This window comes from Chryseobacterium sp. HNCC26DJ241, assembly GCF_057180505.1.
Genome location: NZ_JBXUGL010000020.1, coordinates 14,407 through 36,419 on the forward strand (window position 1 = coordinate 14,407; position 22,013 = coordinate 36,419).

Consider the following 22,013-nt stretch of genomic DNA (forward strand, 5'->3'; position numbering starts at 1 on the left):
AAAGAAACAATAGTTTAATTTGGAAAAACGTTCCACTCAAAGGAAAGTTGCAGGTTCGAAGCCCGCTTGTTTCTATTTAAAGATTCAAAAAATTAGACGAAATAGTAGTTTAATATGGAAAAACACTTTTAGCTAAAAAGAATTACGGGTTCGAATTCCGTCTATTTTCCTTTTAAAGAAATGAAACAAAAATGAACACTTATATAGACATTGGTATCAACCTTACCAACAAACAATTCTACAACGAACAGGAAGAAATCATCAATCGAGCTCTTGCTAGTGGAGTTCACTGGATGATTCTCACAGGAACAAGCATACGAAGAAGCAAAGAATCCGCAAAAATTGCTGAAGATTATCCCGAAATTTTATTTTCTACGGCAGGAATCCATCCACACGATGCAAAATCTTTCAACCATGAAAGTATTAACGAACTTAGAAAACTCTTAAAACAAGATCATGTAATTTCCGTTGGAGAATGCGGACTGGATTTCGATCGGGATTTTTCACCCAGACCCGTTCAAGAAAAATGTTATCAAGCCCAACTGGAATTGGCAATAGAAACTCAAAAACCTCTTTTCCTCCACGAAAGAGCAGCTTTTAAAAGATTTAACGAAATTACAGATGAATATCTCCCAAAACTTCCTGAAGCTGTGGTTCATTGTTTTACAGGAACATTAGATGAAGCAAAAATCTATCTGGATAAAGGGTTTTATTTAGGATTTACAGGAGCAATTAGTGATCAGAACAGATTTAAACATTTGGAAGAGGTGATAAAATATACTCCACTTGACCGAATGATGATAGAAACCGATGCACCTTTTATGTTGCCTAAAAATATGCCGAGAATGCAAAACCGTAGGAATGAGCCTACATTTCTTCCTTACGTTGCACAAACCATTGCACATCTAAAGAAGATAAGCCTCTCCGAAGTTGCGGATGAGACTACAGAAGTTGCAAGAAACTTTTTCAGAATATAAGAAAAGACATTTTTTATGAAAAATGATTGAATAAAAAAAAGACTGTCCCAAAAGACAGCCTTATTATTTTTATCCTAATTGTTCCGGATTTTTATTTTCCTGAACCGGAGCTTCAGAATTTTGCTTTGGTTTTTGACCTTCCGGTTTTGGAGGTCTTGGTAAAAGCACTTTACGGGAAAGTTTCATTTTCTTACGATCATCATATCCCATGAATTTTACTTCTACTTCGTCACCTTCTTTGTATGGAACTTTATCAAGTCTTTTCCATTCAATCTCAGATATGTGAAGAAGACCTTCTGTACCTTTAGCCAACTGTACAAATGCTCCGAAATCCATTACTTTCACTACCTTTCCTTTGTAAATTTCTCCTACTACCGGAACAAAAGTAATTTCGTTGATTTTAGCAACAGCTTCGTTGATTTTCGCTCTGTCAGTTCCTGCAATTTCGATACGTCCGATCTCGCCTTGTTCTTCAATAGCGATCACTGTTTCAGTATCTTTCTGTAATTGTTGAATGATTTTTCCACCAGGTCCAATTACAGCACCGATGAAATCTTTCGGAATTTCCATTACCACCATTTTCGGAGCGTGAGGTTTTACGTCTGCTCTTGGTGTTGCAATAGTTTCTGTGATTTTATCTAAAATGTGTAATCTTCCATCTCTTGCCTGCATTAAAGCCTTTTCCATGATATCCATAGAAAGTCCCTGAATTTTGATGTCCATTTGGCAAGCTGTAATACCTTCTGCTGTACCCGTTACTTTAAAATCCATGTCTCCCAAATGATCTTCATCTCCTAAGATATCGGAAAGTACCGTCCATTTTCCGGATTTTTTATCTGTAATAAGTCCCATTGCAATACCGGAAACAGGTTTGGTAATTTGCACACCTGCATCCATTAACGCTAATGTTCCAGCACAAACGGTTGCCATTGAAGAAGAACCGTTAGATTCCAAAATATCGGAAACAATTCTGATTGTGTATGGATTTTCAGCCGGAATAACAGCTGTTAAAGCTCTTTGAGCAAGATTTCCGTGTCCTACTTCTCTTCTTGAAGTTCCTCTTAAAGGTCTTGCTTCACCGGTTGAGAATGGAGGGAAATTATAATGAAGGAAGAATTTTTCATCGTGCTGAGTGATTACACTGTCAATCATATTGGCATCTTTGATGGAACCTAAAGTTACTGCCGTCAAAGACTGGGTTTCTCCTCTTGTAAAAATGGCTGAACCGTGAGCTCCCGGAAGATAATCAATTTCTGACCAAATCGGACGGATTGTTTTAGGATCACGACCGTCAAGACGGATATTTTCTTCCAATATCATCTGGCGCATTGCCTCTTTTTCTACATCATGATAATAGATTTTTGCGAAAGGAGTTACTCTTTCCAATTCTTCTGCATTATCTACATATTGTGCTAAAAATTCATCCAGAACGGCTTTGAATTTTTCTCCTCTTTCTTCTTTGTTTGATGGAGTTTTAGCTACTTCATATACTTTGTTGTAGCATTCTTTCCATACTTTTTCACGGATGGCTTCATCGTGAACTTCGTGAGAATATTCTCTTTTAGGAAATGCTTTTCCTACTTTTTCAGCTAATCTTTCCTGAGCTTCGATCTGTTTTTTAATTTCTACATGAGCAAATTGAATAGCTTCCAGCATTTCCTGTTCAGAAATTTCTTTCATTTCTCCTTCTACCATTACAATGGAGTCTTTTGTAGCTCCCACCATAATGTCGATATCAGCTTTTAATAAATTTTCATAGCTTGGATTAACAGATAATTCTCCGTCAATTCTTACTACTCTTGCTTCAGACATTGGTCCATCAAAAGGAATATCTGTAATAGCAATAGCTGCAGAAGCTGCCAAACCAGCCAGAGCTTCCGGCATTACTGCTTTATCATAAGAAATTAATGAAATCATTACCTGTACTTCTGCGTGGAAATCTTCAGGGAAAAGCGGACGTAATACTCTGTCTACCAATCTCATTGTAAGAACTTCATCATCAGAAGGTTTTGCTTCTCTACGGAAGAAATTTCCCGGAATTCTTCCACCTGCGTAGAATTTTTCTCTGTAATCTACTGTTAATGGTAGAAAATCTACTCCCGGATTTGCTTCTTTAGCGGCAACTACGGTTGCTAAAAGCATGGTTCCGCCACATTTTACTACTACGGATCCGTCTGCCTGTTTTGCCAGCTTCCCCGTTTCAATAGTGATTTCCCTGCCGTCTGCAAGTGTAATCGTTTCTGTAAACGCTTGAGGTATACTCATAAAAAATTGTAATTCAGTGTACTCCGTATTGAGTACGTTATTATTTAAACTCTTTAAATTTTCGGTTGCAAATTTAGTGTAATTATTTGATTTATATGAAAAACGTTGAATTTTTAGAGCAGATTAAAACTGAATTGAATTTAGAAAAACTAATCCTCTCCATTATTTTTCAGGTTTTCAATCTGATTTTGCAGTTCGTTGATTTTATCTTTTAGAATTTTGATTTCATGCTTATTATTAGAAACCTTGCTTTTCAGCATTACAGTTTTTGCTCTTTCGTTATGGTCATTTTCATCATCGTCATCATTAATTTCTTCTACATCTTCTTGGATTTCGTCAATATCTTCTTGGATTTCGTCAATATCTTCCTGAATTTCTTCAATATCTTCCTGAATTTCTCCTACATCTTCTTTCAAAACTTCAATATGTTCTGAACTTTTGTTTACAGACATTTGGATAAAAATTGCTAAATAAATAGCTTCAAGGGAAACCACAGTAGTGAGCACCAGTAGCATGTGGTCAAACTCAACGATTTTGAAAATAGGAAGTACAAAACAAATAATGAAAAAAACAGTATGGAAAATAAGCGAAGGAATAGAGCCTATCCATCTGATAACTCCATTAGCTATATCTTCCAGTATAGAAAGTTTTTCCTGATTTTGTTTTGTGATTTTCATGAGCCTGAATTTAGATAAAATTTTTGAAAGACATTTAAACAATATAAAAAAAAGCGTAAATGTTGTATTAGTTACTATGTTGATTTGAGGTAATTTTGATAAAGAAACAAAAAGGCTATGAAAACTTAAATGATGAAAAACATTATTTGATAATTTTTTTCTAACAAAAAAGCAACTCGAAAGAGTTGCTTTGTTTTTGACATACTGAAGGTTATTTTCTCAAACCAAGTTCAGCAATGATTGCTCTGTATCTTGCAATATCTTTATTTTTAAGATAATCCAACAATCTTTTTCTTTTTCCTACCAGTTTTACCAAAGATTTTTCTGTAGCATAATCTTTATGATTACTTTTCAAGTGGCTAGAAAGATGATTGATTCTGAAAGTGAAAAGCGCAATTTGTCCTTCAGCGCTTCCTGTGTCTTGTGCAGATTTTCCATGTTTTGCGAAAATTTCTGCCTTTTTTTCTGATGTTAAGTACATGCCAATATTATTTAATGATTATTATGTATCGCCTGCAAAGATATGATATTTTTTTGATATTTATCCGCTTGATTTCTATTTTTTAGAAAAAGAAATGATTGTCAATGGCTTTAGTCTTGTTTTTTTGAAAAAAAGAGTGATGTAATAATTTTCTTAAGTTAAAGCAGTATTATGTAGTAAATATAATTTGAAGCCTATAAATTGTTAAAAAAATCTTAAATATTATAATGTGAATTAGAGAATTAGATGTATTTTTGCAGTGGTAAACGTGAATGAAAAAAATCTTAATTTTTGCTGGTGCCTTAGCTTTATTATTTGTAGGTATTACTAAACTTAATGCTCAGAAGAGTGATGTTATAAGACCTTCAGAAATTAAAGAAAAGAAAACCGTTTATTTCAATCCGGAAGTGTATCCTGACGTAGAAGAAATTAAGGAACCTACCAATCTTGCATTTTTCAGTGCAGTTTCTGATAAGATCAATGATTATAATAATAATAAAATGATCCGTGCTGATGTTCCGATGGAGTTCGACAGTGTGGATGCTCATACCATTGAAGAATACTGCAAAAATAATGAAGCAGATTTCGCTATAGTTCCGAAGGTAAAATATTTTAAGGTGGGATTAGGAAAATATGTTTTTTCCAATCAGGTAGTGGTAAGTATGAAGTTGTACGATTCAAAGGGACATCTGATTACAGAAACAGATTATGATACGTACAAAAAAAATATGAGATTGCTGGGATCTGCCGAAAATTCCATAAAAATAGGAACCAGTGGAGCCATGAAACGCATCCTTAAAAATCTTAGGAAAATGAGAAATTCCGAAGAAGCTGCTTTTTAATCCTTTAATTTAATTTTAAATAGTCTTTCACTTCTTCAATTTTGAAAAATTGAAGTATTTTTGTGATGCTAAAATTTTAGACATTTGAGTACTACAGATGAATTAGTTTTTAATCCGGCGGATATTGCCGAAACTCTGAGTGAAATGCATTCAGATGAACGATTATTGGCTTTTCTGAAAGTACCAAAACAATACAAAGCCGAAGTGTTTTCTCATCTTGATCCTGATTTTCAGGAAGAAACGATCCGAAGTATCGGAAGTGAGGAAATGGCGGAAATTCTAAACGGGATGACTCCCGATGATAGAACTTCGCTTTTTGAAGATTTTCCTGATGAACTTATCAAGTATTCTATTAATCTGCTAAATCCTCAGGAAAGAAGAATAGCTCTTAAACTTTTGGGGTATAATGCGGATTCCATTGCACGTTTGATGACACCATATTATATCCAGATCCGAAAAGAATGGACGGTAAAAAGATGTCTTCAGCAAATCAAAAAAGTAGGAAAAAAAGTAGAAACCATGAATCATCTTTATGTGGTAGATGAAAGAAATCGCCTCATTGACGATATTACTATTGGTTCTTTGCTTTTAGCGGATGAAGAGACACTGGTTTCTGATATTACGGATAATCACTTTGTGGCTATAACAACTACAACTTCTAAAGAAGATGCCGTTTCTTATTTTGAAAAATATGATCGAACTGCACTTCCAATTGTAACAGAAGCCGGAGTATTAGTAGGAATTGTAACGATTGATGATATTCTGGATCAGATTGAACAACAAAATACTGAAGATATCCAGAAATTTGGTGGGGTAGAAGCCTTGGATGTTCCGTACACGCAGACTTCTTTGTTGGAAATGGTAAGAAAAAGGGGTTTTTGGCTTGTTGTTCTATTTTTTTCTGAAATGCTTACCGCATCTGCAATGGGATATTTTGAAGATGAAATTCAGAAAGCTGTGGTTTTGGCGTTATTTGTCCCGCTTATTATTTCCAGTGGTGGAAATACAGGATCACAAGCTGCTACACTTATTATTCGGGCAATGGCACTTCAGGAAATTACACTGAAAGATTGGTGGTATGTAATGAGGAAAGAAATTTTGACGGGAATTTTTTTAGGCGGAATTTTAGGAATTATTGGTTTTTTCAGAATTCTGATCTGGCATAAAGCGGGTTTTTTCAACTACGGAGAACATTGGTTTTTTGTTGGGTTGAGTATTGGGTTTTCATTGATGCTCATTGTACTTTGGGGAACAATTTCAGGCTCCATGGTTCCTTTCGTTCTTAAAAAATTAAAACTCGATCCCGCTACTTCTTCTGCACCTTTTGTAGCTACTTTGGTGGATGTGACGGGTCTGATTATTTATTTTTCAATTGCAGGTTTGTTTTTAACTGGGAAATTGCTTTAAGGTTTATGAAATCTGTTTTACATTTTTAGCTCAATACTATTTTATTTACAAAAAAATGAAGTTTTTTCCGCTTTTCTGTATTTTATACATTGTTTTTAAGTCAATTAATTTTACACTAAAGGAGAATTTTTTATATAAAATTTAAAAAAAAACGATTGTTTTTGATTTTTTTATAAAAAAAGTGGTAATATTGCATGCAAAAATTAATAGTATGAGTATGAAAAACAATCTTCTTTTATTTTCAGCTTTTTCTTTGTTTTCCATAATGGATGCTCAAATACACAAAATAAGCAATCTGCTGAAAACTGGATTCGCGAAAATTCAAAAAAATTAGGAATTCAGGTGGATTCCAAATTTAATTTGGAAAAAGTCAGAAAAGGAAATGCAGGAGAAACACTTCGTTTTAAGCAAATGTTGAATGGTGTTCCTGTATACAACAGTGAAATTGTAATTAATTACAATAAAAATAACGAAATTGCTTACACAGATACCGAAAGTATCAAATCTATAGAAAAAATAGATACAACACCTTCAATTTCAAAAGATGAAGCATATAATAAGGCTTTCGTTGCATCCAAATCTTCAGGAACTGTAAGTTATTCTGAAAATAATCTTTATGTTTATAAAACAGATGACAATAGTACAAAACTTGTTTATCGTGTCGTTATTAGTAGCTTTGATAATCCTGGTTCTTGGGAAACCATCGTTGATGCAAAATCCGGAGAAATAATTAGTGTAAAAGATATCGCTATTTATCATCATAAAAATCATAAAGATGATGAAGGTAAGCCAAAAAAGAAAAATCGCAGTAATTTTGTTGAACTAAACAATCTTCCAAAAAAAGCAACAGGAACAGGTTATATTTTTGATCCGGATCCTCTTTCTTACACACAATCTGCTTATGCAGGACAATATGTAGATAATAGTGATGCTACGAATGCAAGTTTTGATGCAGCTAGAAAATTAGTGAATATTCCGGAGCTAGAATTTGCAGGTGGAGTATACAAACTAAAAGGGACATATGCTGAAATCAAAGATTTAGAGACTCCTTCAAAAGGATTATTTACTCAAGCTACCAATAATTTCTTGTTTAACAGAGATCAAGATGGTTTTGAAGCTGTCAATGCATATTGGCATATAGACAATAGTCTTCGTTATATCAATCAAATTTTAGGAATTGAATGTATTTCATTATACAATAGTGGAGTTGTGCATTTTGATCCGAGTGGTTTGGACGGTGATGACAATTCTTATTACAGTGCTGGTAAACTTGTTTTCGGAGAAGGAGGTGTTGATGATGCAGAAGATGCAGACGTAGTTTTGCATGAATTAGGACACGGAATCCATGATTGGCTTACCAATGGAAGCCTTTCTCAAGTTCAGGGATTAAGTGAAGGTTGTGGAGATTATTGGGCACAATCATATAGCAGAAGTTTAAATCAATGGCCTTCTACAGCTGCCGCTTATCATTGGATGTTTAGTTGGGACGGACACAATGAATTTTGGACTGGAAGAACAACAAATTATTCAGGAAACTATTCCTCGGCAAATTCTTTGTCAATCCATACTGCCGGACAAATTTGGGCAACTGCTTTAATGAAAATTTATAATGCCATCGGAAAAGAAAAGACGGATCGTGCATTTTTGGAAGGTTTAGCCATGACTTCTTCCAGTACCAATCAACAAAATGCGGCTATTGCAGTAAGACAAGCTGCTCTTAATATGGTTGGTCAATTCGGATTTACGTGTGCCGATATCGCTACAATGACTACACAATTTACATCAAAAGGATATACACTTCCGGCATACACTTGTACTAATTTAGCCGTGTCAGATGTGAAAAAAGCAACTATTAGTGTATTTCCAAATCCTGCTAATGATAAAATTAATGTAATGATCAATTCAGGAAAAGAAGAATCTGTTGAAATTTATAGCATTGATGGCCGGAAAATAATGAATGCGGCAATTGGTAAAGAAAAAAGTTCAGTGGATGTATCCAATCTTGCAAAAGGAATTTATATTCTAAAAGTAAAAGGAACAGACCTGGTACAAAAATTTATTAAGAATTAATTACATTTTGAAAAATAAAAAATAAGGCCTTTTTTTAAAGGTCTTATTTTTTGCTGTTAATTTGCGAAAATTAAATAGCTTTGTTTTAATATCGTAACGTATGGAAATTTTAGCAAAAATATTGACTGCTATCGTAGCTATAGAACATCTTTATATTCTATGGTTAGAGATGTTTGCATGGGAAACTGCCGGAAAAAGAGCTTTTAAAGGCTCGCTTCCGGATGAAATGTTTAAGCCTACTAAAAAATTAGCGGCCAATCAGGGACTTTACAATGGATTCCTTGCGGCAGGACTGATTTGGTCTTTTCTTATTTGCGATGAAGTTTGGTCTTACAATATAAGAATCTTCTTTTTGGGTTGTGTAATTGTTGCGGGAATTTACGGAGCTTTGACAGCCTCAAAAAAAATATTTTTTGTTCAGGCTTTACCTGCAATTTTAGCATTAGCTTTTGTATTACTTTCGAAGTATGCATAGTTTCGGCGGAGCTTTGCTCCGCCGAAACTATTTTACAGGAATTCTATTTCATAAACAACCACTCGAAGGCAGCCGGAAATTCTTTTGCCCAGTAATTTTCAGAGTGCGTTCCATAGTCATCAAATTTGGTATGGATATTTTTGGAAGGGACGCCTTTTCTTTTTAATAAATCTATAATTTCATTAATATCGGAAATCATGTCTTCGGATTCTTTTTTCCCGGCAAGGAAATAAAATTTCGTATTCCCTAATTTTTTTGAATTCTCATTCAGAAATTTTTTCAGATCACTTTCTACAAACCAAAATGCAGGACTGAAAATTCCGAGTTTTCCAAATGTTGAAGGATATTTTGCACCCGCATAAAGAGAAATCAATCCTCCCATCGAACTTCCAATTAAACCCGTATTTTTTGCCTGCGAAAGCGTTCTGTATCTTTTATCAATGTATGGTTTTAAAGTTTCGGCTAAAAATTGTGCATACTTTTCGCCTTTTCCACCACCATATTTTTCATTTTTCCAAGGAGAATATTCGTTTAGCCTTTCGCTTCCACCGTTATCAATTCCTACAATAATAGCCTCTTGTTTTCCATTTTTAGAAAACATATCCATCGTTTCGTCCACTTTCCATTCACCGGAAAAAGAAATAACATCATCAAAAAGATTCTGTCCGTCTTCCATATAAATAACAGGATATTTTTTGGTGGAATTTTCATAGTTAGGAGGAAGATAAATCCAGATTCTTCGAGTGGTATTAAGTTGAGGAATTGAAAAATTTTCACTCAGGATTTTTACATTTCCAGAAGCTGTATTCTGTTTTTTTGTTGGTTTTGTCCAAGATAAAATCTGATTTTCAATTTTCTGAGGGCTTTTATTAAAGATAAAACTTCTATTGCTAATGGCATTTCCATTGATGTCTCCCTCTGCTGTCTCCCAATTTCCTTGTGTAAATTTGTATTCTACTTTTTCTTCACTTTCAAAAATTTCTATAAAATAATTTCCTTTTTCATCTTTTTTCAATTCAAATTGGGAATCTTTGGGATTCCAATTGTTCAATGAAGAGGCCATGTAAATTTTAGTATTCGGATCAGTATTTTTTGGTATTGAAGTTATAATAATCCTAACCTGGCTTTGCACAGCACAAACAATAAAAGTAAAAATGAAAAATAATCTGTTCATAATGTGAAAATACAAAAATCTTTTAAACGATTATTTCTATCTTTGCACTTCAAAATTTTACTGTATTATGAACGCATTTATTGAAGAATTACAATGGCGCGGACTTTTTTCCGATATGATGCCCGGAACTGATGAACAACTGAATAAGGAAATGACGACAGCCTATATCGGATTCGATCCGACAGCGGATTCTTTGCATATCGGAAGTTTGATACAGATCAAAATTTTAGCACATTTCCAAAGACATGGTCATAAACCGATTGCTTTGGTTGGTGGTGCAACAGGAATGATCGGTGATCCTTCCGGAAAATCGGCGGAGCGTAATCTTTTGGACGAAGCTACTCTTAATCATTATGTTGAATGTCTTAAAAAACAACTTTCCAGATTTTTGGATTTTGAAGGTTCTGAACCTAATAAAGCCGAACTTGTCAATAACTACGACTGGATGAAGGAATTCAGCTTTCTTGATTTTATTCGTGATATTGGGAAAAATATTACAGTGAATTATATGATGGCAAAAGAATCCGTGAAAAAAAGAATTACCGGAGAAGGTGGCGCAGAAGGAATGAGTTTTACGGAATTTACCTATCAATTACTTCAAGGATATGATTTTTTGCATTTATATAAAGCTAAAAATGTAAAGCTACAAATGGGAGGTTCGGATCAATGGGGAAATATAACAACCGGAACTGAATTAATCAGAAGAAAAGCTCAGGGAGAAGCATTTGCACTGACGGTTTCTTTGATCACAAAAGCAGATGGTTCAAAATTTGGAAAATCTGAAAGTGGTGAAAATTATTGGTTAGACAAAAAGAAGACTTCGCCGTACAGATTTTATCAGTTTTGGCTGAATTCTACTGATACGGATGCAGAAAGATTTATTAAATTCTATACATTTTTGGAAAAAGATGAAATTGAATCTTTAATTGCTGAACACCAAGCAGCTCCACATGAAAGAAAACTTCAGAAAAAATTAGCAAAAGAAGTGACGATTTGGGTGCATGGAAGGGAAGAATATGAAAAAGCAGTGAAAGCTACGGAAATACTTTTTGGAAAATCTACAACGGAAGATCTTATTGGTCTGGATGAAGAGACTTTTTTAGATATTTTTGATGGTGTTCCTCAAAAAGAGGCTCAAAAATCTGAAATTTTAGGGACAAATGTAGTGGATTTATTCTCTGAAAAATCCAATTTTCTAAAGTCCAAAAGCGAAGCGCAAAGAGAACTAAAAGGAAATGCGATTTCCGTAAATAAAGAGAAAGTAAACGATACCTTTACAGTAAAAGAAACCGATCTTATTGATGGGAAATTCCTGCTGCTACAGAAAGGAAAGAAAAGTTACTTTATTGTTAGAGCTATATGATAAAAAATCCCGAAATTTTCGGGATTTTTTATTTTAAATATGAGAAAAATTGATTTAGAATCTATAATTTTTTGTAAAATCTGAGCCATTGCCTTTCAATGTAAGATTCTCGTTTATCTGAACTTGCCCATTTTTTTCAATTTTGTAGCTTATTTCTAAGTCTGCACCGTAATTAATAATCTGAATAGCTGCAGCTACTCCATATATAGGTTTTATGGTCTCAATTACATACGTTTTTGTTGTTCCCGTAAAATCATCTTCATCTAAACCTATAGCTTGCTCACCAGTTTGTGCATTTCCATTTAATTTCCATAACGTAGTCTCACCTGTAGTAGTGGAACCGGCAGTAACTACGGAAACATAATCATCAGTAGAATTTACATTATTCAGATTTACTGTTATTTTATAAGAATTTCCGGATTGCTGAGGATTGTCTTCATCATCATCACTTTTGCAGGAATTAGATATGGAAACGAATCCAACGAAAAGCAAAAACAGACCGATTTTTTTGATGTTGAGTTTTAAAAAGTTCTTTTTCATGTGTATTTTTTTAATTTATGATACCGTATTTTTATTTCAATTTAATTTCAATGCTTCCTTCATCAAATCCTTCAATATTTTTATCTGTAAAAATATTTTGTGCTTTCGCCTGTATTTTTTCAAGAAGGTCTTCTGTAGTTCCGGAATGATTGATGGTAATGATAGATTTGCTTGTACTGAATTTCATTTGTGTATCGCTTACATTTTTAATACCTTCAATGATAGAATTCAGGTTTTTCACACTGGTTAAATTTCCGTTCATAATCGTAAGAACGGTTTTATTCGTTGAAGCCGAAACATCCTCGTTTTTCTCCGCATTATTTTTGTTTTTTTTGCTAAACAAAGAAAGTACTTTACCTCCCGTTTGTGACGCTTTATCTGCAGAGTTTGCAGCTTTGTCCATTTTACTTACAGCGTTGTCTATTTTGTCGAAAAGACTTTGTGCTTTTATCGTTGAGATACTGAAAGATAATATAGCAGCACCTAATAAAGTAATCTTTTTCATTTTGATTTGTATTTAAGGTTAGACGTTTATATTGTAAAATTCTCAAATTGAGGAGAGTATTGATAAAAATATCTATGAATAGTTCTTAAAAATCTATGAATTACATTTATAAGAAATGGAAAAATATTCTTAAATGATATTTTACTTTTTGACAAGCTTTTTCACTATAGATTTCCCTGTTTTTAGCTCAGCTGTAAGAATATAAACTCCCGAAGAAAGATTAGAAATATTAATATTGTTAGTTTTTTCAGATTGCAGAATTAGTTTTCCATCTGTACTGCTTATTTCTATATTTCTTATTTCTTTCTTGGATTTTAAGCTAATGAAGTCTGAGCTTGGGTTGGGATATATGTCCACTTGAGCATCCGTTTCCAGATCTATGGTTGATAATAAGCTGTTATTTCCATAAGTGAAAGAGCAGGTATGGCTTGATGGAAGTCCATCTAATAGTATATCATTAAACGAGATCAATAGCAAAGCACCTTTATAATTAGGAGATATCCACATGTAAGATTCACTATTAACAATCATTGTTGGAGAACCTACTATATTTATTGTAAAATTTTGGATTCGTTTAATTCTTAATGTATTGGGGAAAGTTCCCAAAGGAGTTATTAATGTTCCATATGCGTCAGCTTTAACTGTTTGGCTTCCAGATTCTATATTTCCTATTGGATCAGAATGTGAGTTCCAAGAATCTGCAAATGTTTGCTGATAAGTAATGGGATATTTCATATCAATTCTGTAGTCATCAAAAATCTGTTTGACTACATTATTATTAATATCAATACTTTTGCTTCCAATAGTTGAAATTTCATTATTTAAAGAAAGTGTATAGGTATAATAATCTTCTTCGGTAAATCCAACGACTCTATTTGCCATTGGAAAATCTGAGCAATTTGCATTACCTAAGCAATCACTTGTAATTTGTGAAGTGGTACCTGCAGATGTATATTGGGAAAAATCCCATGTTACATTTGCTCCGGAAGCTCCCGGATCCAAACTGTTGAGAGTACTAGCATCTGCATGATTGTATAGTAATATTCCCAATTGATCTCCATGACTTGCAGAGATTACAGGTTGTGCAAAAATAAATATAGAATTGAATAGTAAGATGTAGGAGCATATTATTTTCATAGGTGTTTTTTTAGTATTCTTTAGCATATAAACATTCACAGTTTATATCCACAAAACTATCTTGGCATACCTCAATAAACAATCCTTAAAACCCAGTGTTTTTTTCTACCTATTTTTAGGTATTTTTTTATAATTTATTAATTTTAGTATACTGTAACATAAAAAAAAGTTTTTGTAGTATTTTTTTCTTCAAACAGTATTTTTTATTTTTGATTAAAGCAATCCATTATTTCGACATGATAAAAAAAATCATATTATTACTTATAATAGTATTTTTTGGTATACAAAAAGTCAGGTCTCAGTATTTTTATTATCTTGAGAAAAAAAACAACAAAAATTTTGACAGCTTGGTGATCGCTACAAATAAAGAAACGGTAGATACATTGAAAGCTATTAAATCCTATCAGATTGCCGCTACCTATATTATGAGACAGGATTTGGAAAATTACCAAAAATACCTGAAACAAGGGCTAAAATTTTCCGAAGGTAACCCAGTATACAAAGACATAGGACTTTATTATCAGACTCTTATAAATTTTACAAAACCGGATGGATTAAGTATTCTTGAAAATGATTTTGTAAAAATTGAATCTGCTTTGAAAAAATATAAAAGTAATGAGGCAAAAAAAATAAGAATCATCATGTTTCAAAACCTTTCAATATTGAGGATTATGCAGAATAAGGAAGTAGAATCCATGAATATTCTCATTAAAAAGGCTTTGCCAATAGCAGAATCTATTGGAGATCATGAGCTTACAGGTAGTTTGTATAAAGGTGTTGGGATTTTATTTTATAATTCTAAAGATTATAGTAAGACCATTGAGTATATGAATCTGGCTGAAAAATCTATAAATAAACTGAAAAATCAGACGCCACAGTCCAAAGGAATAATGGGAGAAACCCTTTTAGTAAAGGCAGATGCTTTGATTAGACAAAATAGAATGAATGATGCAAAAGCAGAATTGGATAAAACCTATTCTATGATTAAAGATTATCCCGAATCCAATTTTTATTCTCTATATTATAGCACTTTAGGATATTATAATATGAAATTGGAAAACTATCCTGAAGCTATACTTTTTTTTGACAAAGGAAAGGCTAATGCTGAAAAATACAAAAATACTGTTATTGCAGAAAGAATAAAATTGTTTGAAGCAGATCTCAATAAAAGAATGAAAGAATATAAAAAGTCTAATGAATTATTTAAGGACGTTTACAAAAGCACTTTCTTTCAAAAAAATAAGCAAGAAGCGTTGAGAGAGATTTCCTCCAATTATACCGCTTTGAAAGACACAGCAAAAGCTAATTTATATGCAGAACAATATTTAAAATCTGTTGATAGTCTTAATACCATTTCAATTCATAAGAATATAGCTACTCTTGAAGCGAAATATAAAAAAGCTGAAAGAGAAAGGGAATTGGTAAAAAACCAATTAGAGATCAATAAAAAGAATAAATATATATGGATTTTAGGGCTTACATCTATTCTATTTTTATGTCTTGTGTTTTTGATCTTTCTGAATTATAAAAAGAATAAAAAATTTTCAGAGCAAAGAGAAATTAATCTTCAACAGAAACTAAAAGAAATACAGCAGGCAGAAGAATTGAAAATGGCAAAAGCGATTTTAGATGGCGAAGAAAGGGAGAGAGAACGTGTCGCAAAAGATTTACATGATGGTTTGGGTGGGATGCTTGCCGGCTTAAAAATTAATTTATCCAGTTGGTCTTCTAATAACCTCGCTGAAAATCAATCTCCAGGTTTTAAAAAAGTATTAACTCAGTTGGATAATTCAGTCTCAGAATTAAGAAGAATAGCAAGAAATATGATGCCGGAAAGTTTGCTCAATTTTGGTCTGGAAGCAGCATTACAGGATCTTTGTGATTTTTATACAAAAGATAATCTTGTTATCGATTTTCAGGCTATTAATATTCAAAAGGATCTCCCTATGTATTTTCAGACCAATGTATATAGAATTATTCAGGAGTTACTTTCCAATGCGGTGAAACATTCTGATGCCAACAATATTTTGTTGCAATGTTCACAATCTGATAATCAATTTATTATTGCAATAGAAGACAATGGAAAAGGAATAAAAAAATCGGAAAATACACACGGAATGGGAATGAGCAATCTCCGAAATCGTGTACATTTCCTTAAAGGAAAAATGGAAATAATTTCCGAAGAAAACGAAGGAACTGCTATAAATATAGAACTTAATATCAATGCAGCTTAAATGAATATCAGTATAGCTATAGTAGATGATCATCCTATTGTAATTGAAGGTTTAAAATTAATGCTGATGCATGAAAAATACTTCAGAGTATTGGGAACTTTTTTAGACGGAAGAGGAATATTATCATTTATCGAAAATAATTTTGTAGACATAATTTTGCTTGATATTACATTACCGGATATCAGTGGTATTGATCTCTGTCTTGAAATCAAAAAAAAATCTCCGGAAACTTCCATTATTATCTTGAGTAATCATTCAGAAAGAAGCATTATTATCCAATGCATTCAGAATGGAGCTAATGGTTATCTTCTGAAAAATGCCACTGTGGAAGAACTTACAAATTGTATAAAAGATGCTCTTTCAGGAAATATTGTTTTTTGTAATGGAGTCAAAAAAATTATTAGCAAACCTTCACCCAGTGAGCTTCATCCTATACCAAGACTTACCAAGCGTGAGAAGGAAATTCTGAAACTTGTAATGGAAGGTAAAACCAGTAATACAATTGCAGAAGAATTATTTCTAAGTCCTTTAACAATAGATACACATCGCAAAAACCTGATGCAAAAATTCGGGGCAAAAAATACAGCAGAGCTCATTCGTATTTCAGTTCAGAATAAGATGATCTAATCAAAGCTGGTAACATTTTCTAATTTTTCAATTATCTTTGTCTAATGGAATTACAATATCTCGTTCGCGAACCTGCGACAATCACACCTAAAACTCCCATTTTATTTATGCTTCACGGATATGGAAGCAATGAGCAGGATCTCTTTTCTTTTGTTCCCACACTTCCCGAAGATTGGATTGTTGTAAGTTTTAGAGCTCCACAAAATACCGACTTTGAAGGCTATTCTTGGTATGATATTGATTTTATGGATATTGAAAAAGTGGTAGATGTTCCGCAAGCCAATAAATCGTTAAATGCATTGCTGAAAAATATTTTAGAAATTTCTAATAAATACGGACTCACGGAGAATGAAACTCATCTTTGTGGTTTTAGCCAGGGTGGAATTCTGAGTTATGCATTGGCTTTGTCTCAGCCTCAGTTGTTCTCAAAAGTAGCCTGTTTAAGTTGTTATCCTGAGGAAAAACTTTTGACAAATATTGTGAAAGAGAAAAAGAAATTAGAACGTTTGAGGTTTTTTGTTTCTCATGGAACGGATGATGCTGTAATTCCTCTGGATTGGTCAAGAAAAGCGGCGGATTTGTTGTATGATTTGGGATGCTATTTTACTTTCCGAGAATATATGAGCGGCCATGCAGTCAATCAGAAAAATTATATGGATTTAATGGAATTTTTCAAAAAATAAACCTTTGTTAATTAATGAAAAAGCATGAACTTCATAATACCATCATTTCTGCTAAAAACAGAGATCAGAAGGCGCAAACCAGACTCATCAATGAATTTTGGGTAGATGTTTTTTCCTTTGTTATCAAGAAAGTTCATGACCAGAATGTAGCTGATGAAATTACCGTAAATGTATTTTCAAAGGTTTTATCTAAATTGGAATTATACGATTCCGATTTTCAGTTTAAAACCTGGATTCTTACAATTGCTCAAAATACCATTATTGATTATTGGCGAAAAAAAAGCAGGGACAATGAAGATGCTCAGGAAGATTTTGAAGATGTAAAGAATCAGTTTGCTAAATCTCCAGAAGAATTATTGATCTCCGAAGAAGACCAGCAAAAACTGCAAAACATTGTAGAATCTATGGATGCTAATTATCAGGATATTATTCGTTTGCGTTTTTTTGAAGAGAAAAGCATCAAAGAAATTGCAGAAGAATTGGGAATTTCGGTAGCCAATACCAAAATCAGAATTATGCGTGCAAAGAAAGTACTGGCTCAGCTTCTGAAAGACAATGATTTTGAAATAGAATAACGTGAACTCGATAGCATTTTATTGAAAATGAGCTGTTGGAATATGTTGTTTTGAAAAAATAGATAAAGACTTATTTTGAAATAAAATTAATACTTTGCGTTAAATGATATTGCCTATTTTCCGCCGAGTTTATGTTAAAATAATGCATTTACAGTTTTTTTCAGTAATAGAAAAAACAAATCAATCCGATTTTTATAGTCTTTATACACCTAATAAAATATTCCGTAATTTTGAATTTTATTTTTGAAGATGGAAGGTTCAGTAAAAGAAACATTGGGACAAGACACCATTACTAACAAACCAAAATGGATTCGCGTAAAACTTCCGACAGGAAAAAGCTATCGCGAACTCAGAAGTTTGGTAGATAAATATAAGCTCAATACCATTTGCCAGTCCGGAAGTTGCCCGAATATGGGCGAATGTTGGGGAGAAGGTACGGCAACTTTTATGATTTTGGGAAATATCTGCACCAGAAGTTGCGGATTTTGTGGTGTGAAAACGGGAAAACCTTTGGATGTCAATTGGGACGAACCGGAAAAAGTAGCACGTTCCATCAAATTAATGAAAATTAAACATGCGGTTCTTACTTCTGTGGATCGGGATGATCTGAAAGATATGGGTTCCATTCTTTGGGCAGAAACCGTGAATGCAGTTCGCAGAATTTCTCCGGGAACAACAATGGAAACGTTGATTCCTGATTTTCAAGGAATTCATAAACATCTGGACAGAATGATAGAAGTAGCTCCGGAAGTAATTTCGCACAACATGGAAACGGTGGAACGATTGACTCGCGAAGTTCGGATTCAGGCAAAATACGAAAGAAGTTTAGGTGTTTTGAAATACCTGAAAGAAGCAGGACAACGTAGAACCAAAACCGGAGTAATGCTTGGTTTGGGCGAAGAAAAGCATGAAGTTTTTAGAACCATTGAAGATATCCGAAATGCAGATGTGGACATCATTACGTTAGGACAATATTTGCAGCCTACCAAAAAACATCTTCCTGTAAAAAGATTCATCACTCCGGAAGAATTTGAAGAATTTGGAGAGTTTGCAAGAAATCTTGGTTTCCGCCATGTGGAAAGTTCACCACTTGTAAGAAGTTCTTATCATGCGGAAAAACATATTCATTAAGAATAAATTATATTTTTTAAGAGCGCACTTTTTTAGTAGCGTTCTTTTTTTTGTTAATTTTCTTTACTTTTATATAAAAAATCAAAATTGATGAAACATGTATTTTCTTTAATTCTTTCTTTGTTTTTTAGCTTTTTTTATTCGCAAAAAATTGACTTTCAAAAAATTAATGCAAATCTGGATAATGATTGTATATCGAATGCAAATGAAGACAAAGCAAACTTCCGTACAAATAAAGCGGTATATTCCATAAGTCTCTACAAAGCTGAAAATGAAAGAGATAATTTCAAAAAAGTGAAAAAAAGTAATGACAAAGATTTCTATTTGCAATCGTACACAGAATATTTAGAAGATGGCCGAAAACGCTATAAAGAATACATATACGATCATATAAAAAGAGAAGAAAAATTTTTCTATGATAAAGATTTTCAGAATCTTACATTGCAATATTATTCGGAAAAAGGAAGCGATACGTTTGTGGAAAATTATTTCTTGTTATATTATGATTCTCAGAAAATTTTAGATGAAGAATTTCAATATCGTACGTATAAAAATGAAGATTTTGATTATGAGGGTTACACAAAATATTCAAAAGAGAATGATGAAAGCGGCTTAAAAATTAAAGTCAATGAAATTGGCTATGACAGTATTCCTTCTCCCACAAAAGTCTACACATTTGGAGAATCCGGATTGGTGAAAATTAAACCTTTGTATCAGTCTAAAAAAGAGAAGTTCAGTTGGATTTCAGGAAAGTATTTACCTGTAGAAATTGAAGATTATATAATTGAAGGAAGAAATGTAAAATATGATTATGACAAAAACGGATTTATAAAATCTGAAATATGGATGAAATCCGGAAGTCTCGAAAATAAAACGGAATATGAATACAACAGCGATTATTCCGAAAGAATTGAACAAGATTATCATATGCTTGGAACCGAAAAATCTTCAAAAATTGTTAAAAAATACAATAAGCAGGGCGATATTATTTTCATGCAAACTACAGAATATACAGGAAATAAATTGAATCCGACGGTTTACGAATATAATTACGATGATTTCGGAAATTGGATAGAAAGAAAAACATTTTACATTTCAGCAGATAAGGGAAATGCAAAAGAACTAATGGAACATGAAATTCGTGAAATAAGATATTTTGACGCAGAAGATAAGATCCGAGATTTTGATTTTCCGAAAATTTCCGAAAAAATAAAAGAAGTAAGAAACGAGATTTCAAGAATAGCAGCACAGAAACAGAAAAATATAGACGAATTCAATACCGCTGTACAAGAAGGAAATTATGAAACGAAAATCACCAAATCCGAAGCCAAAAGAATTGCAGATTTTGCCCCAAAATTCTGGAAGCTAAAAAAAGAAGCCTATGGAAATCTGGATAGTGACCCGGAAGAAGAAGCGGTTGCAGTTTTTGAAACTCCGGTTTCACTGGAATTTGGCTTTGGACAGGCTTTGGCAATTTTCAAAAAAACAGGTAATGGTTGGAAACTTTGGCATCAGTCTTTTGCACCTGTTTTATGTACGGAATGTGGCGGAATGATGGGCAATCCTTTCGATGGAATTTCGATTTCTAATAGAACGATCATAATTAATCATTTTGGTGGAAGTCGGCAAAAATGGAACTATACCCATCGTTATCGTTTTCAGAATAATGATTGGTATCTTATTGGAGCTACAGTAAATTTTGGTGCACCTTGCGATTATTTTTCAGGTTTGGATTATAATCTTTCTACAGGAAATGTAGTCGCCGATTACTCACAGGAAATTTGTGACGAAGAAGATTCTGATAAGCGTGAAAATAAAGACTGGCAAAAAAAATTCAAAAAGAAAATTCCTCTTCCTTTGATGGATGATTTTTTACCGGGAGAAAATAAAATTATGATTCCGGAACAAAATTATGAAATGTATTATTGATATTATGCATTTTTATATACTGGGAAACAGAATTTTATTGTTTAAATTTATATGATTAAAAATACAGAATATGAAACTTTCAATAAGATCTATGCCAATCCTGATTTTTTGTTTTATCATATTATTTTCATGTAAAAAGAATGAACAAAAATCAAATGAAAAAACAAAAGTAGAGACACAGACACCAAAAGTAACAGAAAAAGAGATCACTTATTCTTCAAAAGGTAAAAACTACAAATCTTTTGTCGCATACAAAGAAGATTCTAAGCAATTGAAACCTGTAGTTTTTGTAATTCCTGAATGGTGGGGATTGAATGATTATGCAAAATCCCGCGCAAAACAGTTAGCAGAATTGGGATATTTTGCAATGGCTCTTGATTTTTACGGAGACGGAAAAACGGTTGAAAATCCGGATGATGCAGGGAAACTTTCAGAACCTTTTTATAAAGATGCCTCAATAGGAAAAAACGCTTTCGATGCCGGAAAAGCTGAACTCAAAAAATTTGCAAATGCCGATCAATCAAAAATAGCTGTAATTGGATATTGTTTTGGAGGAGCACAAGCGTTAAATATGGCAAGACAGGAACAAGATTTGAAAGGAGCTGTCGTTTTTCATGGAAATCTGATGACAGGTGTAAAACCCAACAATAATAAAGTAAAAGTTCTTGTATTGAACGGAGCAGCCGATACTTTCATTCCTCAAAAAGAAATTGATGCCTTCAAAAAAGAAATGGATTCTGCAAAGATCAGTTATAATTTCATCAATTATCCGGGAGCTTTGCATGCATTTACAAATCCTGCTGCTACGGAAATGGGGAAAAAATTTAAACTGAAAATTGCGTATAATAAAGAAGCCGATGAAAAATCTTGGGCTGAACTCCAGAAATTTTTGAAAGAAATTTTCAAATAAAAAAATCGCTT

At 33.0% G+C, this 22,013-nt stretch carries 20 protein-coding genes and 1 tRNA gene; 14 read left to right on the forward strand and 7 right to left on the reverse strand.

Translation table 11 applies throughout. The features are described 5' to 3' along the window. Positions 1-3 precede the first annotated feature (3 nt). Together AC2A1C_RS10400 and AC2A1C_RS10405 are read left to right on the forward strand one after the other, a co-directional pair. A tRNA-OTHER gene (locus AC2A1C_RS10400) sits at positions 4-74 on the forward strand. Positions 75-191: 117 nt separating this feature from the next. Then, positions 192-977, forward strand: coding sequence for a TatD family hydrolase (locus tag AC2A1C_RS10405; RefSeq protein WP_484025642.1), 786 nt, complete (start codon positions 192-194; stop codon positions 975-977). A 69-nt stretch (positions 978-1,046) separates the two neighbouring features. Here AC2A1C_RS10405 and AC2A1C_RS10410 read toward each other — a convergent pair whose 3' ends face one another. From AC2A1C_RS10410 to rpsO, 3 genes are all read right to left on the reverse strand, one after another. Then, on the reverse strand, positions 1,047-3,242 hold the full coding sequence (locus tag AC2A1C_RS10410) for a polyribonucleotide nucleotidyltransferase (protein WP_484025643.1): 2,196 nt from the start codon (positions 3,240-3,242) through the stop codon (positions 1,047-1,049). 149 nt (positions 3,243-3,391) lie between these two features. After that, complete coding sequence (locus AC2A1C_RS10415; protein ID WP_484025644.1) at positions 3,392-3,919, reverse strand: DUF1003 domain-containing protein; 528 nt, start codon at positions 3,917-3,919, stop codon at positions 3,392-3,394. Positions 3,920-4,130: 211 nt separating this feature from the next. Then, complete coding sequence (gene rpsO / locus AC2A1C_RS10420; protein WP_484025645.1) at positions 4,131-4,400, reverse strand: 30S ribosomal protein S15; 270 nt, start codon at positions 4,398-4,400, stop codon at positions 4,131-4,133. A gap of 272 nt (positions 4,401-4,672) precedes the next feature. Here rpsO and AC2A1C_RS10425 point away from each other — a divergent pair, with 272 nt between their 5' ends. The 4 genes from AC2A1C_RS10425 (at position 4,673) to AC2A1C_RS10440 (ending at position 9,194) form a co-directional block, all read left to right on the forward strand. Next, positions 4,673-5,242, forward strand: coding sequence for a pyruvate decarboxylase (locus AC2A1C_RS10425; RefSeq protein WP_484025646.1), 570 nt, complete (start codon positions 4,673-4,675; stop codon positions 5,240-5,242). Positions 5,243-5,326: 84 nt separating this feature from the next. Beyond that, complete coding sequence (gene mgtE / locus AC2A1C_RS10430; RefSeq protein ID WP_484025647.1) at positions 5,327-6,649, forward strand: magnesium transporter; 1,323 nt, start codon at positions 5,327-5,329, stop codon at positions 6,647-6,649. A 342-nt stretch (positions 6,650-6,991) separates the two neighbouring features. Next, positions 6,992-8,719, forward strand: coding sequence for a T9SS type A sorting domain-containing protein (locus tag AC2A1C_RS10435; RefSeq protein WP_484025648.1), 1,728 nt, complete (start codon positions 6,992-6,994; stop codon positions 8,717-8,719). 100 nt (positions 8,720-8,819) lie between these two features. Continuing rightward, positions 8,820-9,194 carry a DUF1304 domain-containing protein gene (locus tag AC2A1C_RS10440; protein ID WP_484025649.1) on the forward strand — a complete coding sequence of 125 codons (375 nt, stop codon included), beginning with the start codon at positions 8,820-8,822 and terminating at the stop codon, positions 9,192-9,194. A 43-nt stretch (positions 9,195-9,237) separates the two neighbouring features. Here the strand turns inward: AC2A1C_RS10440 and AC2A1C_RS10445 are convergent, their stop codons facing one another. Further along, positions 9,238-10,368: an alpha/beta hydrolase gene (locus tag AC2A1C_RS10445; protein WP_484025650.1), complete on the reverse strand. Its 1,131-nt coding sequence runs from the start codon at positions 10,366-10,368 to the stop codon at positions 9,238-9,240. Positions 10,369-10,435: 67 nt separating this feature from the next. Between AC2A1C_RS10445 and tyrS the strand changes: the two genes are divergently transcribed. Beyond that, positions 10,436-11,731 (forward strand): tyrosine--tRNA ligase, encoded by a 1,296-nt coding sequence (gene tyrS / locus AC2A1C_RS10450; protein ID WP_484025651.1) that lies wholly within the window; start codon positions 10,436-10,438, stop codon positions 11,729-11,731. 54 nt (positions 11,732-11,785) lie between these two features. On the opposite strand, the gene AC2A1C_RS10455 is transcribed toward tyrS, so the two are convergent. From AC2A1C_RS10455 to AC2A1C_RS10465, 3 genes are all read right to left on the reverse strand, one after another. Continuing rightward, on the reverse strand, positions 11,786-12,271 hold the full coding sequence (locus AC2A1C_RS10455) for a hypothetical protein (RefSeq protein WP_484025652.1): 486 nt from the start codon (positions 12,269-12,271) through the stop codon (positions 11,786-11,788). A gap of 31 nt (positions 12,272-12,302) precedes the next feature. Next, positions 12,303-12,776: a hypothetical protein gene (locus AC2A1C_RS10460; RefSeq protein WP_484025653.1), complete on the reverse strand. Its 474-nt coding sequence runs from the start codon at positions 12,774-12,776 to the stop codon at positions 12,303-12,305. Between the two features lie 141 nt (positions 12,777-12,917). Further along, a complete protein-coding gene (locus AC2A1C_RS10465) occupies positions 12,918-13,913 on the reverse strand; it encodes a T9SS type A sorting domain-containing protein (RefSeq protein ID WP_484025654.1) in 996 nt (331 codons plus the stop codon). 350 nt (positions 13,914-14,263) lie between these two features. Here AC2A1C_RS10465 and AC2A1C_RS10470 point away from each other — a divergent pair, with 350 nt between their 5' ends. From AC2A1C_RS10470 to AC2A1C_RS10500, 7 genes are all read left to right on the forward strand, one after another. After that, complete coding sequence (locus AC2A1C_RS10470; RefSeq protein WP_484025655.1) at positions 14,264-16,147, forward strand: ATP-binding protein; 1,884 nt, start codon at positions 14,264-14,266, stop codon at positions 16,145-16,147. Then, on the forward strand, positions 16,148-16,774 hold the full coding sequence (locus AC2A1C_RS10475; protein WP_484025656.1) for a response regulator: 627 nt from the start codon (positions 16,148-16,150) through the stop codon (positions 16,772-16,774). Positions 16,775-16,818: 44 nt separating this feature from the next. Next, entirely contained in the window at positions 16,819-17,457 is a 639-nt protein-coding gene (locus tag AC2A1C_RS10480) for an alpha/beta hydrolase (protein ID WP_484025657.1), read from the forward strand. A 14-nt stretch (positions 17,458-17,471) separates the two neighbouring features. After that, positions 17,472-18,032 (forward strand): RNA polymerase sigma factor, encoded by a 561-nt coding sequence (locus tag AC2A1C_RS10485; protein WP_484025658.1) that lies wholly within the window; start codon positions 17,472-17,474, stop codon positions 18,030-18,032. 249 nt (positions 18,033-18,281) lie between these two features. Then, positions 18,282-19,163: a lipoyl synthase gene (lipA, locus tag AC2A1C_RS10490; protein WP_484025659.1), complete on the forward strand. Its 882-nt coding sequence runs from the start codon at positions 18,282-18,284 to the stop codon at positions 19,161-19,163. A gap of 90 nt (positions 19,164-19,253) precedes the next feature. Then, positions 19,254-21,092, forward strand: coding sequence for a hypothetical protein (locus AC2A1C_RS10495; protein WP_484025660.1), 1,839 nt, complete (start codon positions 19,254-19,256; stop codon positions 21,090-21,092). 70 nt (positions 21,093-21,162) lie between these two features. Beyond that, on the forward strand, positions 21,163-22,002 hold the full coding sequence (locus AC2A1C_RS10500; RefSeq protein WP_484025661.1) for a dienelactone hydrolase family protein: 840 nt from the start codon (positions 21,163-21,165) through the stop codon (positions 22,000-22,002). Positions 22,003-22,013 lie beyond the last annotated feature (11 nt).